The following is a 15,245-nucleotide window of genomic DNA, read 5'->3' on the forward strand; positions in this document are numbered from 1 at the left end:
AGCTGACACCCATATCCCATACCCCAACATTGCCATCGTCGATTACCCAAACCGCCCTAGGAGGCGCAGACGATGGCAAGCGCAACCAATCAAGCCCCGTCCCGCAAGTTCATCAAAATCATCCACGTCAAAGAGCTGTCCAGTCTTTCGACGTCTGAGGTCTATCGGCGTATTGCCGCCGGCACATTCCCAAAGCAAGTCACCCTGGGCCCTAAGTGCGTTGTCTGGATCGAGGCAGAGGTTTTGGCCTGGCTAGATGCTCGCATTGCAGAGAGTCGCGGTGAAGCGGCATGAATCGTTATCAGCAGTTCCCGACGCTTGCCAAGCCTTCTCAGGACGACTACAGTTCGCCTGTCACTGCAAATTCAGTGGCCGGGTGTAGGAACCCGAGTAAGCAAAAGGCGCCCAGCGCCCAGAACTCTATCTCAGGCGTTTTTTTATGCCTGAAATATCGTTTTATGGCGGCTGTGTGTGGGAGGGCTTCGGCCCTGCCGGGTTCCTTTTGCCCCGGTATTCCTACCCTGCACACAGCTGCCACCCAATCCCGTAGGAAGGATCGTGGCAGCTCCTCAGCAGAAGGAGCTCCACCTATGCACGCCCTCACTCCGTCCAAAATTCGCGCCCTTGTTCATCGCCGTCTGGCCTTGAGCGCTCTCTGCGCAAACTCGTCCCTTGCTGTTCGCTTGAATCGCTACAACGCCCACATGTCGGCCGCTCGCACCCTAGATAATCTCGGAGGTGCGCAATGAACACTGTCGCCTCCACCGCCATCACGCATGGTGAACTCCAAGCCCCAACAAACGCTAACGGCTCCGTCATTGGCCCAGTTTCGCTCTCTACGTCCGAGCTGATCGGTCTGCGTAATGCCCGAGCGATGTTTGATGAATTAAGGCTGCTCCTTGCCGATGCTGTTCTCCCTGCTATTGGAGGTGCGCGCCACCCGGTGAGCGTCCGACTGACAACACTGCTGGGCGAGATTCATCTTCACTCGGCCGGTTTCCTTGCTCAGCACTGGCGTGAGGCTGATCGCTTCGCGGAAGCCAAGGAGGTGGCAAATGTCGATCATCGCAATCACTAATCCTGGGGCAGCACGAGGTGACAGCTACTTCATGGTCATGACGCCGGCTAAACAAGGCAATGGCATCCTCATCGCCAGAATCATTGCCCCGTTCGCGACAGAGGCTGATGCAACAGAGGCAGTAGAACTCTTGAACCGTCGCTATCCAGGCAGCACATCAAGCATCGGCTCGTCCCAATACACGGCCGATCACAATGCTGAGGATCTGGACTGGCTCTATTGCCAAGCTCGAGGCGACCTCGCCGAAGTGCTGACAGACCTAACAAAGAGGGCCGTCCAATGATCCGCGCCACTCATTGCACAAGCGACGTGCCCAGTGGTTTCGTTCGCTATGTAGTAAACGCCTACTTACCAGAGGCAGGCCTGAACATCCAAGTGGCTCAGTTGACACAAAGGGCGGCGGCGATTGATCTGGCCAACTTGATAGCTCCTGAGTTCCCCGAAGCCAAGGTACGAATCAGCATGTGGGCAGCTGAGTTCAAAGAATTGCCCGAGGCGAAACGAGTCAATGCAGCGTTGATGGAGGCGCTCGCGACCTCATTGCAGGCGGAAAGGCCTGGACACGAGTTCTTGACCCTAATCGGCTACCGCTCTAAGTCTCAAGGGGCCTAACCAATCATGAACAACCAAACCTGCAAATTGGCGGGAAAGCCGAAGGCTTGCCTGAAAAAAGTCACTGAGCTGTTTTTCGTCACGCACCCCAAAGCACCGAAACCGCTCATGGGGCCCTTTCTGACTGCGTCTGACGCCGAATGTGGACGCGTAGTTATGCGTAGCCCTGGAGCCTTGGTGACATCGAGCCAGGTTGAATCCTTGGACGAGCCGACCTATTGGCGCTGCATGAACAATGGGTCAATCGCCCGAACGTTCGCTGGCACAGAACCTTCACAGCCAATCACAGTGGAGACACTGCCATGTCCGTGATCCCGTTCGATCCGACAATGAGCGTGTCAGCCAAAGAGCGCCCACATATAGACGCTCGTAGCCTGAGCATGGTCAACGTGGGCCTGAATCATCTGATCAAGCTGCGTGATCGCGAGCAGGATCCTTTGGGCAAACATTGCTTGGAAGGCATGGTGGAATTGCTGACCGCAGTCGTCGAACGGCACACCCCACCAATGGGTGCCGCATGACTGACGCAATCGTCCTATTCCGTGACGCACTCCAAGCCACCTATGGGCAACTTGATTGGCTTCCCGAGCCAGACGGTGCCATTCACCGGTTCCGCGTTCCAGAGGACAAGCCCGGCACTCTCAACGGTTGGTATGTCCTGTACCTGGACGGTATCGCTTCCGGTGCATTCGGTAGCTGGAAGTCCGGCGGCGCCAGCACCTGGTGCAGTCGTGAGCCTGTGGACGCTCGCGAAGCCGCACAGATCCGCGAGCGAGTTGACCAGGCACGACGCCAACGCAAAGCAGAGCAACTCCAGCGCCAGCAGAAGGCAACAGAACTCGCCGACCGTTGGTGGCGAAATGCACGGCGCGCTAACCCAGATCATCCATACCTGGCCGCCAAGTCAGTGCGCCCTCATGGCCTGCGCCAGCGAGGTGCTGACCTGCTCATCCCTCTGTACTTGGATGGTCGCCTGATCAACCTGCAAAGGATCGCCCCGGACGGAGCCAAGCGTTTCCTACCTGGCGGCCGCGTGAAGGGCACCTATTCGCCGCTGGGCATCATCGAGCCAGGTTCAGTTCTCTGCATCTGCGAGGGATGGGCTACGGCAGCCAGTCTCCACCAGCACGGTGGCTACGTCGTCGCCGCAGCCATGAACGCGGGGAACTTGATCCCGGCAGCTATGGGGCTGCGCGCCCGTTACCCAGGCCAGCCAATCGTTATAGCCGGCGACGACGACCGACTCACAAACGGCAACCCAGGTCGCTCAGCAGCAAATGCGGCGGCGGCGGCTGTAGGCGGCCAAGTGGCATTCCCAGAGTGGCCGGAAGGTGCACCCGATGACCTCACAGACTTCAACGACCTCGCCAACTGGAAGCTCACAAATGGCCAAGCCTGATACCAACGTGATCAACCTTCGGCCTGATGCAGCAGTAATTGCGCCTAATCGTCCCTGCTGGGCGGTGTACGACCAATGGGTCACCAACGAGAAAGGCCGCAAGCTCAAGCCTGGCGTTTACTGGCACGGCTTCAAGCGCGACTCAGATCAGGACGACGTTGATGGCGCCAGCGATGACCGAGCAATCACCGATGAGTGGATCTCTAGCCCCGTCAAAGTCGTAGCTCGCACTACCAACAGTGATGACGGTAGTGAGGGCCGCTTGCTCCGCATGGTCACCGACAACGGGGTGAAGGACTGGATTATTGCCATGGAGGTGTTCGGCGGTAGCGGTGAGGAAGCCAGGCGAGCTCTGTTTTCTATGGGGGTGATCATTTCCCTCAAGAAGCGCAGCCACTTCATGGAATACCTGCTTGAGCAGCACCCGACCGAAGTTTTCGTCACCACGAGCCGGCCAGGCTGGCATGAGTCGGGGGCGTTTGTTTTGCCTGGACGAACTATCGGGAGTGACAAGGTTCGCTACCAAGCCAGCAGCCAAGCGCAAAATCTGTTCAAGACGAAGGGCGACCTGGCCACCTGGCAACTGGAAGTCGCGGCCAAGTGTGCCGGCAACCCGGTACTGACACTTTCCATCGGCTGCGCGCTTGCTGGGCCACTGCTGAGCCTGGTCGGCGTACTCGGCGGTGGCGTTCACCTCGTAGGTGACAGCTCAAGCGGTAAGTCATTGGTTCAGTTGGTTGGATCATCAGTATGGGGTGACCCCGGTGTCTTCGCGGCATCGTGGGACATGACCAAGGGTGGTTTGGAAATTGAGGCGTCATCACGAAACGACACCCTCCTTCCATTGGATGAAATCAAGCGCGCCGATCCCAAGCGCGTTCAAGAAATGGCCTATGCACTGGCGAACGGGCAAGGCAAAGGCACGATGACCCGGGAGCGTGAAGGCAGGGCCAGGCTGAATTGGCGCCTGCTTGCACTCTCAAGCGGCGAGCGGTCTCTGTCCGAGCACGCTGCGATCTCGGGCAATGCCGCCCACGCCGGTGCCGAGTTGCGCATGGTCGACGTGAACGCGGGCACTCGCACCCACCGTGCCTTTGACGAACTGCACGGACTTGAGGGTGCGGACTTCCACCGCCAACTGACTGTCGCTGTCACTCGCAGTCATGGCCACGTCGGGCCGGCGTTCGTTGAACGGCTACTGGCTAACGATGATCGTCCAGGGTTACTGGAAGACTTCGCCAAGGTGCGCGCCACATTCGCGGAAGACAATGCACAAGCCGGACGAGTGGCTGACCGCTTTGCGGTCATCGCGTTGGCTTGCGAAATGGCAGTCGCCTACGAACTGCTCCCATGGCCTGAAGGTAGCGCCCTGGCGGACTGCCAACTGCTGTACCGCGAATGGCTTAACAGAGTTGGTAGTGGCAACGCTGAAGACCGCCAGATCTTGTCCGGCATCCTGGACTTCATTGACCGCCACGGTAGCAGCCGATTCTCCGATGTAGCCGAAGGTCAGTCAGAGGTGAAGGTTTCCAACCGTGCCGGCTATTGGGAAATGTCCGGCACCAAGCGGCTTTACCTATTCAACAAGTCCGCGTTGATCGAAGCAGCGCACGGTTATGGACTGAGCCGCGTCGTCAAAGCTCTTGAAGGCGCGGGAGCCCTTGCCAAACGCGACTCCGACAAGAAGCGCCATACCAAGAAATACCGACTTCCAGGAGGGGGCACTAGCGGCCTGTACGTAGTCGACTCAGAGGCCATGGATCGCGAGGCACTCGGCCAATGACCAGTCTTCGCCCCCCCATCCAGCCAAATTCGTGCAGCAGCTCTGTTCCCACCAATTCTCATAGTGGGAACAAGTGTGAACGCCTGGAGCCCTTACTGGCCGGGCTCGTTCCCCCGGTTCCCACTGTTCCCACCGTTTTCAGAATCACAGAAACACATTGTGGTGATCGTGCTGAGAAGACTCGATTCGCGCCCCACGCTTTCGAGCTACTGCATTGGGCAAAGGGAAAAAGTGGTGGGAACAGTGGGAACGGTGGGAACAGCCAGAGCGGCCGTGGGCTGCGAGCGTTCCCACTAAAACAAAGAAGTGTGAACAGGTGGGAACACACATCTGTTCTGGAGAACCGGCCATGACAGTCCTGCGCGGCATGTTTGAGCGGTTGAGTGCGGCGGCGCCGCCAGAACAAACACAGCCAAACCTCGAAATACAGCCCGATGCATACGCAGAGCCAATAGAGCCAAGCCATTCCCATTGGTGCGTGGTTCGAGACGGGAAAGTGCTCTGCAGCATGATCGGAGAGCCCATGACAGAAGCCCAGGCCTTGGAAGAAGTCCGGTACCGCTGGCCAGACGCCGAGGTTATCCGACCGGATCCAGGCCCCGTCTCACCACTCACGCCAAGCTCTCGTCCTCAACCACAAGTACACGCACAGGAACCAAGTCATGGGCATTGAAACGATTATTCGAACCTGCACGGTGGCCGAACTGGAGCAGGCCGGCGCATTGCCTGAGTTACTGGCTGCCTATGGCGATGAATCGAGCATCCCTGAGTTCGGCGAGGTTGATGCCTGCTTTTCAACGTATCGGGCAATGGAGGCGAGCGGCGCACTCCACATTCTCGGTGCGTTCGGCCCTGACTTGGTCGGGCTTGCCTCACTGCTGGTGTATGGGTTGCCGCACTACGCGGGCCGTCGCATCTGCGCGATGGAGTCATTCTTCGTTGAGCCGCATGCACGCAAGGGCGGGGCAGGTATCAAGCTGTTGCGTGCAGCCGAGGCCCGCGCCCTAGCACTGGGCGCATCTGCCCTGATGATCAGCGCGCCCATCGGCAGCAGGCTGGCGATGGTTTTGCCCCGCTCCGGATACCGCGAAACCAACCAGGTATTCCTGAAGGTGCTCGCATGAACAGCATCGCCTCCGCGGCTCCATCACTCCCCGCTATGACAAGTGCCGACGTTGAGAAAGTTCGAGGGTTGGAGTCGCATTTGCTTGGTATGGCGCAAGTGGCCATCCAGACCCAGCACCACTTTCACGCGGGACTCTACTCCCGAACCATCCGCATTCCCGCCGGCGTAATGATCACTGGCGCCCTGATCAATATCCCCACTCTGCTGATTGTCTCGGGCCACGTCACGGTTTTCATCGGTGGCGAAACACTTGAGCTGAAGGGATACCACATCGTCCCGGGACAGGCCGGCCGCAAGCAGGTGTTTGTAGCGCATGCCGATACCGACCTGACCATGACCTTTGCCACCCAGGCCAAAACGGTTGAAGACGCCGAATCTGAATTTACCAATCAACCCACAGCACTCATGTCGCGCCAGCAAAGCAACGACCTGACCATCACCACTGGAGAATAACCATGTCTGGATACACCACCGCTGTCGCTTTAGCCACTGCCGTTGCCGGTACGGCCTATTCGGTCTACTCAACGCAGCAGGCCGGTAAGCAGGCCAGCTTGAACGCTGATGCTCAATCCGAGCAGGCACAAAACGACGCCAATGCGGCCGCCAGTGCCTCAATGGTGCAAGCCGACCGTATCCGACGGATTGCCCGCAACCAGGCCAGTGAGGCCAACACGGCCCTTGCAGGGTCTGGTGTTGAAGTTGGTGAAGGCACCGCGGTCAACATCAACGAAGAAATCATCGGCAATGCCGAGGAAGACGCGGTGTTGACCATCTTCAATGGCCAGAACCAAAAGGCCCGCGGCTCCGTCGATGCCAGCAACTACAAGCTGGCAGGAAGCCAGGCTCGATCCAACGCGAACGCCCAATCCATTGGCACCGTGCTTTCCAGTGGGGCTCGGATCGCTAGCGGGTGGAAAGCATCCGCTGCAGGTCGAGACATGCAGGGCCAAACGCAAGAACTGAATACCAATCCAGCCTGGGTGAGGAATTCCTGATGGCACAGATACCACTTGGCCCGGGCGTACGTGTATTGCCAGAGGCGCCCCAAAATCGCGTTATTACACCAGACCCAAATAATCTGAATCGTGGCGCGCAACAGTTAGCCGGCACAGTTCAGAACGCAGCGCTTTCCTTCCTTGACCAAAAAAACAAAGAAGACCAGGAGCTCTCTAAGGTCAAGGTAAGCAACGCGCTGTTGGACTATGAGAGCCAACTAGACACCGGGGTAAACGAACTCAGCGGCAAGCTGAAAACCCTGGAAGTCCAACCTGATAAAGGCGAATCAAGCTATCAGCAATTCATCAGCAAGCTGGAGCCGGTGAAAGTCGCGGGCCTGGATGCATCTGACCAAGAGCATTTGAATCTCGCTGTACGCAAGATGCAGGCAAACAAGCTTCAACAGATCCAAGGATCGGTGCTGGAGGCCCGCACAGGCGTGGCTAAAAGTGAGCTCAGGTCTCGGTTTGATCTGTTGGAGAACGCAGCCGCCAGGCCGGATGCTGACCTGGGCCAGATCCTCAATCGAGCGCGGGCGGATGGTGTTCAGACCGTTGGCCGCAGTGCTTATGGCATCGATGGCTGGGATAAAGAGGTGCGCACCTTTGAACAGTCGGCCTATTCCGCTAACGCACTGGCGCGTATCCACAACGCAGGGAACAATCCGGAACAACTGCAGCAAATCCAGCGTGATCTGTCTAACTGGGACGACGGCCCATATTCATCGCTCACCCTGAAGAACCGAGAAAGCCTGATTAAAACCCTGAACCCGCTGCTGGATCGAAGCATCGGCGTCAGCGTTGGAGCACAGGCGGTCGAGCAAGCCAAAAGCGGGAGCGGATCGGTGTTCGCGGCAATGCTTCAGGCCGAGAGCGACGGTCGCCAGGTCGACGCATCCGGAGCGCCACTTACATCCAACCGTGGAGCGGTAGGCATCGCCCAGGTGATGCCAAGCACTGGCCCTGAGGCTGCTCAGGCTGCTGGCTTGCCTTGGGATGAAAAGCGATTCAAGACCGACGCAGACTACAACCGCTCACTTGGAGAGGCGTACTACGGGAAGTTGCGCCAAACGTTCGATGGTTCGGACGCGCTGGCCGTCGCCGCCTATAACGCGGGCCCTGGAATGGTTAACGATTGGATCAACGGCACCAACACCACGGGCAAGAATGAAAGCAAGCTGAAACTGGGTGACCCCAGGAAGGGCGAAATCAGCGAAGCCGACTTCATCAAGGGTATCCCCTTCAAAGAAACGAAGGACTATACCCAGAAAGTTCTCAGCAGCGTCCAGCAGGAGGCCGAACCGACATTCGGCCAAATCGCCAAAGGCATTGATGCTCGCAGCGATCTAACCCCTGATCAGAAACGCATCGCCATCGCTGATGCACGCGACCGATTCAGTTGGCAGCAAGATCAGCAAAAGCAGGAGCACATTCAGAACCAAGGGCAGGCTTGGGACTTCATGCTCAAGGGCAACAAATGGCAAGACTTGGATCCCGACCTTTGGGCCAAGCTACCTGCAAAAGACCGCAAACAATTGATGGCGTACAAGCAGAATCAGCAAACCGATCCTGAGGTGTATACCAATGCCAGGGATCTCATCGCCCAAGGGAACGAAGTCAACCTGCTCGACATGCGTGACAAGCTGAGCAATGAGGACTTCACCCGCCTGACCGACCTGCAGATTAAGCGGCTGACCGGCGGGCCAGCAGCAACAGCATCGATCTCGACGAGCACAGCACTGTTCAACGACGCTTTGCGCAACGCAGGCATGCCTTCCAGCCCTAAACCGGGATCAGCGGTAGCCAAGCAAGTGGCAACGGCACGTCGCTATGTGGATGACCAGATCCGGGGGCTAGAGGCGCAACAGAACAAGAAGGCCACACACGAGCAGGTGCAACAGATCGTGGATCACGCCTTCATCGAAGGAACGGTTGAGGGATCAGGACTGTTCGGTTTCTTCACCGACAAGCAACGCGCGTTTGAGCGGAAGCCTGGGGACAACGTTCGGGTCACGGACATCAAGCAGATTCCCGCCGATGAGCACGAGCAGATTACCGCGGCGCTTAAGCGCCACGGCCGCCCTGCGAGTGATGCCGACATCCTCAACCTGTTCAATGAGGCCAACCAATGAGCCAGTACGACAACATCCTCGCCGGCAAAGAAGAACCTCAGGGCGTAGAGGCAAACAAGTACGACGTTGCCATCCAGCGCCAGCAGAGCAAGCCCAACCCCCGCACGGCTCTGAGCTACGTTGCTGATACCAACCCGGATGAGCAAGCCAGCATTCAACGCCTGGCCGAACTGACAGGGCTCGCTCCTGACATGGTTGTCCGTAACCGTAAGCAGGTTGAGCGACAAGCCAAGCTGGCATCGGTGGACTATGACGCCCTGATCGAACGAGCGCCCGCCACCAACCAGTTTCTAACTGACCCGGACAACGCCAGCGTGGCCCACGACGATATCGACGAGCTGTCGAACGTCGAAGGTGCCTTTGGTAACTTCGTCAAAGAGTCCGGTCAGCAGCACTCAACAAGTAAGAACGATGCATTGACCAAGGGTTTTGGTCAGCTGGGAATAATCGGTGAGGCCGGCGCCAACATGCTGGACAGGGCGCTGTCTTCGGTTGGTGGTTTTTTCGTGAACGCACTGGCACCACAGAGCGCTTTGGATCGCAACAAGGGAGAAGAGCCGAACTATACGGGCCGCACAGAAAGCAACATCACCAACACCGCCCAGGGATACCTGGCTCTACCACGCGACCAACGTATTGCTTTCGCAGGACAGATATTCGACAAAGCCCGCGACGGCGGTGCTGGTGTGGGTGGCGCGGCGAGTGATACCGCCCTGTACGCATTACGCAACCCTGGATTGATCGGCAGCGCACTGACTGAATCGCTACCTAGCCTTTTGGCAGGCGGGGTTATAGGCGGGATTGCGGCGCAACCGGTGAAGAACTTCGCTGTCAGTCGTCTTGCCAGCACCTTTGCGCAACGTGCTGCTGAGAAGGCAATCGTAGTGGGAGGGGTAAACCTCGGTACCAGCATCGCCGGCGGTGCAGGAGAGAACCTCGCCGAAGGGTTCAAGAAAACCGGCGACTTAGACCAGGCATACGCCTACAGCTTCAAGCGCACTGCGGCCGAAGCGGCGATCAACGCATTAGGCGGCATGGTGCCGATTCCGTTTGCCGGCCGCGGCATAGCAGGGAAGCTGGGCAACGTCGCAGTTGAAGGTGTAGCCCAAGCTGCAGGCGCTGTTGGTGGCACGGTCGCAGGTGCTGCTGCCGTCGGCGAACAGGCAACTGGGGGAGAAATGTTCTTGAACGCCTTCCTGGGCCTGGCAACGTCACCGGTTGATGTCGCTATCGCAAGTGCCAGCTCTGGCAGACGGTATTGGCAGATCGAGAAGGATCTGGCTGCCGTGCAACAACTAGGTGACATGGCTCAGAACTCCAAGATGTTCAAACGCTCGCCACAACGCGCCGAAGCACTCGTGGCCAGGCTGAAAGAGCAGGCAGGTGGTGCCGTAGAAAACATCCTGATACCCGCCGAGCAGTTCCAACGCTACTTCCAAGAAAACAACCTCGATCCTGAGCAGTTCGCCAAAGCGGCGACAGGCAACCCCGATGCCCTTGGAGAAGCCCTCGCCCTCGGTGCAGATATCTCAATTCCACTGGAGAAGTGGGCGTCGGTCATTGCTAAGGATGGGCACCACCGAGGCCTTGAGCAGGATATGCGCGCAACTCCCGACGCGATGACGCTACGAGAACTTGCTGAGTTCCAGCAACGCGCCCCTGAGGAGCTTGAGCGCCTTCGTGATCGTGTTGAGCAAGACCATGTCGCCGCATCGGATCGCCGAGTGTTTGAGGATGTTCGCGGTCAGCTGCTTGGTATTGGTCGCGAAGCACAGACAGCAGACAGAGAGGCATCGCTTTATCAGTCCGCCTTTCGCTCTCTGGGAGAGCGCTCAGGTATCGACCCTTACGATCTGTTCAACCAGTATCGGCTCCGCATCGGTCAGGATATTCCTGAGGTGCTGCGCAAGCCTGGCGGATCTGATCAGCTTGACCTGCTGATTGATCGCCTGCGCGCCGCCGATGTTCCCGACGACGCGAAGATCTACGGCGCCTCGCTAATCGACTTCATTCGTGAGCGCGGCGGCATACGCGACGATGGTGGCGAGCTGGCGGCCCGTGATGCTGATGTGGGCCGTCGAGGTAACAACCGAATTGCCAGGAAGGGTGGGCGCAGTCTGGACGATATGGCCACTCAAGCTGCAGAAGCCGGATACTTGGGAAATGTGCCAACCGCAACGCCGGAAATGCTCTTGGCCTCACTGGACAAAGAACTGCGCGGCCAACGCCAATCAGCGCCCGCCAATCTCAACCAAGAGCTTCTCAATGCACGCGGCTCGCTAGATGACCTGCAACGAGCACTTGATCAATCTGGCCTTGATCTGAACGTCTTGGACAACGCCGCAGTACGAAAAGCATTGCTCGGGAGCGACGCCGTCCGCTTCGATCAATCAGAGGACGGTACACGCGGCTTTATCCAGTTCGGCGCCGACCGCAAGTTCGAAATCAAACTGACCGACAAGGCGAACCTTTCTACCTTCCTACATGAAACCGGGCATTTTTACCTTGAAGTGATGGGTGATCTCGCATCGCGCACGGATGTCCCGGATCAGGTGAAACAGGACTACCAGACAATTCTGGATTGGTTCGGCGTCAATGAGCGCACCGACATCAAAGTCGATCAGCATGAACAGTTTGCGCGGGGCTTTGAAGCGTACTTGCGCGAAGGGAAGGCACCCAGCGGAGCATTGCAGTCGGCATTTTCACGCTTCAAGGCGTGGCTGACCCAGATCTATCGCGATGCCAGTCGGCTGAACGTCCAACTCAATGACGACGTACGTCGGGTGTTTGATCGACTGTTGGCCACCGATGATGAAATTGCTGTTGCTCAAGCCCCCTTCCGCACTCTGTTCAGCGATGCCCAGGCCGCCGGCATGTCACCGGCCGAGTTTGAGATTTATCACGCTGCTGCCAACAAAGCTGGCCAGGCTGCAGAGGAACGGCTGACAGCCGAGTCGCTACGCGAGCTGACCCGTGAACAGGAAAAGTGGTGGAAAGATGCACGCGAGAAGATGCTGGGTGACGTCACCAAAGACGTCGACTCACAGCCGGTGTATCGCGTTCAAGACTACTTGCGCAAAGGGGTGCAGACCGATGGGACGATTGGCGAGCCGGTAAAACTGCTGCGCGAACCGCTGCTGGAACGCTACGGCAAGACGGTCGTAACACGCCTGCGCGGCATGACAGGCGACGATGGGATTCATCCCGACCTGGTTGCCGAACAGTTCGGGTACACATCAGGTGATGAACTGGTGCAGGCCATGGTAGGTGCCCGTGCACGAAAGGAGCTCATCCAAGCGGAAACAGACGCCAGGATGCGCGCCGAGTATGGCGACATGCTTAACGATGGTTCTCTGGCCGACCGTGCCATTGAGGCAGTGCACAACGATGATCGTGCCAGGGTTCTACGCGAAGAGCTGCGTGCTATTGATCGTCTTCGCCGCCAGGTCGACAAGGTGCAGAGGGCTCAGGATGCGGACTCTCGGGCTCTGCGCAACGATGCCTACGATGCCTACGATGCCATACCTCCTCTGGAGGCTATCCGTTCAGTTGCCAAACAGGTGATCGCGGACAAGGTTGTGCGAGATATCCAGCCTCACCTGTATCTCAATGCCGAGCGCAAGGCCAACCGGGACGCCTTCAACTTCGCCACGAAAAACCGCTGGCAAGAGGCCGCCGAGGCCAAACAACGGGAGTTGCTGAATCATTACTTGTTCCGGGAAGCGACAGCTGCCCGAAAGGAAGAAGACCGGATTTATACCTTCATGCGCCGCTTTGAGAAGCCAGCAACCCGGGAGCGCATAGGCAAAGCCGGGGCCAGCTACCTGGAGCAAATCGAGGGACTGCTGGATCAGTACGAGTTCCGCAAGGTCAGCGGCCCGCAGGTTGATCGTCGCCGTAGCCTCGCCCAGTTCGTCAGGGAGCAAGAGGCCGCCGGCAACATCGTCGCGGTACCGCAACACCTGATTGAACAGAGCGCCCGCGTCAACTATCGGGAACTGACATTCGAGGAGCTTGGCGGCCTACGTGACGCAGTGGCAAACATCGAGCATATGGCCAGGCTGAAAAACAAGCTGCTGAACCGCAAGGACAAGCGCGATTACGAACAGGCAAGGACTGATCTCATAGCTGCGTTAGACACAAATGTGCCCGTACGCGCACGACAAGTGGCTGTATCCGAAAGCAGCGAAACCATCGGTGACAAGGCAGTAGGTCTTCTGCAGGGGCTGGATGCCTCATTGACGCGGATGGAAAACGTGATCAACCGCTTAGACGGCAGGGACACCAGCGGCCCCTGGCACCAGTTGATCTGGAGCCCACTCGCAGAGGCCCAAGCCAATGAGCGTCAGTTGTTCAATGCCGGCATCCGCTCGATAGTTGAGCGCTTTGCGGACATGAACGCCGAACGCCTGGCAGATCGGTTCCACATCCCCAGCCTTGGAAAATCATTCAACCGCCGCGAGCTAATCATGCACGCGCTCAACACCGGCAACGAGTCAAACCGCAACAAGTTGTTGAAAGGGAACAAGGTCGATGAAGCATCACTGGCTGACATGCTGGGACGCCTCGACAAACAGGATTGGGATCTGGTGCAGTCTGTATGGGACTCGTTCGGCGGCCTGTGGCCCGATATCGCAGCAATGTACAAACGCCTCTCCGGTGTGGAGCCTCCCCGCATTGAGCCGAAACCAATCACAACTGCCTTCGGTGAATACCGTGGTGGCTACTTCCCAATCATCTATGACCGCAAGCGTGCAGGCGCACCGCCAGCGGCAGTCGGCGGCGAGCTGTTCGGTGAAGGGTTTGAAGGAGCGCTACCGGGTAACGGTTTCACCAACCAGCGTAACGAGAGCGTGTCAGGGCCACTACTGCTCGACCTCAGCGCCATCCCCCAGCGCCTGGCCCAGCATGTCCACGACCTGACCCACCGGGAAGCGTTGCAGGACGCCCACCGCCTTACGCAGGATCCCTACGTCCGGGCTGTGCTCATCAATAAGCTTGGCCCACGCGGAGCTGATGCATTCCTGCCCTGGTTGAGGGCCATCGCTAATGACCGAAACCCTCCGGAGACTGGCAACTTCAACCAGTTCCTCGACACGGCACGGACAAACACGTCCATCGTAGGACTAGGACTTTCGACAACAACCCTACTGGCCCAGGCAGCTGGACTTATACCTGGCCTGCTGTACGTGAAGCCTCGTGAACTCGCTACGGCCCTGCTTGAAGGCGTGCGGTCGCCGGTTGATACCTACCGGATGATCACCGAGGCTTCTCCTGCGATGCGCCTACGCTGGGACATGGAAGACGGCCGACTGCAATCCAACATGAGCGCCCTCATCGGCCGCAATGCGTTCTTCCGCAAGAAAGCCGACCTGGTACGGTTCTCGTTCAATCTGCTGGGGTATCTAGATCGGGGCATCTCGGGCGCGATTTGGCTCGCGGCTTACCGTGAAGGTGTTGCAGCAGGCAAGGAAAGCACGGCCGCAGTGTTGGATGGTGACAAGGCTGTACGGCAATCCCAAGGCGGCACCGGAGCCATGGACATCGCGGCAATCCAACGCAAAGACCAGGGCGCCGCAATGCGCTTGCTGACGATGTTCTACACACCGTTCAGCGCCTACTACAACCAGAACCGAGACTTGGCCTTTGAGGCTCGCCAAGGGACAAGAACTGTCGCCAGTGCCGCAGCTTCAATGCTGGCGTTGGCGTTCTTTCAGGGAGTAATCGGCGATCTGCTGACGGGTAAGGGCCCAGAAGAGGACGAGAACACCGCAGCCTGGATGGCGAAAAGCACACTGGGTTTCGGTGTCTCTGGCTTTCCGGTCATTCGGGACACTATCGGCTCCGCACTGAGCGGTCACGCAGGGTCGTTGTCACCTGCATGGCAGGCGATCAATGCAGGCCGCCAGCTAACCTCTGCCGTCGCTGGCGTAGCAAGTGGTGACAAAGACCCAGGGCAAGTGGTCAAATCTGCTGTAACGGCAACTGGCTACCTGCTAGGCATCCCGGTCAAACCGCTCACCAGGCAAGGCACTTACCTGTGGGATATAACGGTTGGGGATGAAGAGCCGGAGGACGCTGCTGCGTTCATGAAAGGACTTCTCACAGGGAAAAAATAGC

Annotated in this window: 12 protein-coding genes; all 12 read left to right on the forward strand. The window is 58.2% G+C overall.

Annotated elements, in window-relative coordinates; genetic code table 11:
- The first annotated feature begins 72 nt into the window (after nucleotides 1–72).
- Complete coding sequence (locus NL123_RS28955) at nucleotides 73–294, forward strand: helix-turn-helix transcriptional regulator (protein ID WP_177074532.1); 222 nt, start codon at nucleotides 73–75, stop codon at nucleotides 292–294.
- Nucleotides 295–745: 451 nt separating this feature from the next.
- The gene (locus NL123_RS28960; protein ID WP_494356832.1) at nucleotides 746–1,078 is read left to right on the forward strand and encodes a hypothetical protein; all 333 of its coding nucleotides are present in this window, start codon (nucleotides 746–748) and stop codon (nucleotides 1,076–1,078) included.
- Nucleotides 1,056–1,361, forward strand: coding sequence for a hypothetical protein (locus tag NL123_RS28965; RefSeq protein ID WP_177074529.1), 306 nt, complete (start codon nucleotides 1,056–1,058; stop codon nucleotides 1,359–1,361). Before NL123_RS28960 ends, NL123_RS28965 begins: the two co-directional genes overlap by 23 nt.
- On the forward strand, nucleotides 1,358–1,690 hold the full coding sequence (locus NL123_RS28970) for a hypothetical protein (RefSeq protein ID WP_177074528.1): 333 nt from the start codon (nucleotides 1,358–1,360) through the stop codon (nucleotides 1,688–1,690). Before NL123_RS28965 ends, NL123_RS28970 begins: the two co-directional genes overlap by 4 nt.
- Before the next feature lie 302 nt (nucleotides 1,691–1,992).
- Complete coding sequence (locus NL123_RS28975; RefSeq protein WP_494356833.1) at nucleotides 1,993–2,211, forward strand: hypothetical protein; 219 nt, start codon at nucleotides 1,993–1,995, stop codon at nucleotides 2,209–2,211.
- On the forward strand, nucleotides 2,208–3,089 hold the full coding sequence (locus NL123_RS28980) for a toprim domain-containing protein (RefSeq protein WP_494356834.1): 882 nt from the start codon (nucleotides 2,208–2,210) through the stop codon (nucleotides 3,087–3,089). Before NL123_RS28975 ends, NL123_RS28980 begins: the two co-directional genes overlap by 4 nt.
- Nucleotides 3,076–4,872: a DUF927 domain-containing protein gene (locus NL123_RS28985; RefSeq protein WP_177074525.1), complete on the forward strand. Its 1,797-nt coding sequence runs from the start codon at nucleotides 3,076–3,078 to the stop codon at nucleotides 4,870–4,872. The genes NL123_RS28980 and NL123_RS28985 overlap by 14 nt, the downstream gene beginning before the upstream one ends.
- Before the next feature lie 662 nt (nucleotides 4,873–5,534).
- Nucleotides 5,535–5,996 (forward strand): GNAT family N-acetyltransferase, encoded by a 462-nt coding sequence (locus NL123_RS28990; protein WP_494356835.1) that lies wholly within the window; start codon nucleotides 5,535–5,537, stop codon nucleotides 5,994–5,996.
- Nucleotides 5,993–6,451, forward strand: a complete 459-nt coding sequence (locus NL123_RS28995; protein WP_494356836.1) for a hypothetical protein — start codon at nucleotides 5,993–5,995, stop codon at nucleotides 6,449–6,451. Before NL123_RS28990 ends, NL123_RS28995 begins: the two co-directional genes overlap by 4 nt.
- Nucleotides 6,452–6,453: 2 nt before the next feature.
- The gene (locus NL123_RS29000) at nucleotides 6,454–6,993 is read left to right on the forward strand and encodes a hypothetical protein (protein ID WP_010563110.1); all 540 of its coding nucleotides are present in this window, start codon (nucleotides 6,454–6,456) and stop codon (nucleotides 6,991–6,993) included.
- Nucleotides 6,993–9,125 carry a transglycosylase SLT domain-containing protein gene (locus tag NL123_RS29005; protein WP_494356837.1) on the forward strand — a complete coding sequence of 711 codons (2,133 nt, stop codon included), beginning with the start codon at nucleotides 6,993–6,995 and terminating at the stop codon, nucleotides 9,123–9,125. Before NL123_RS29000 ends, NL123_RS29005 begins: the two co-directional genes overlap by 1 nt.
- Complete coding sequence (locus NL123_RS29010; protein WP_494356838.1) at nucleotides 9,122–15,244, forward strand: hypothetical protein; 6,123 nt, start codon at nucleotides 9,122–9,124, stop codon at nucleotides 15,242–15,244. Before NL123_RS29005 ends, NL123_RS29010 begins: the two co-directional genes overlap by 4 nt.
- Nucleotide 15,245: the final 1 nt, after the last annotated feature.

It is taken from the genome of Pseudomonas sp. FBCC-B1565 (assembly GCF_059133265.1).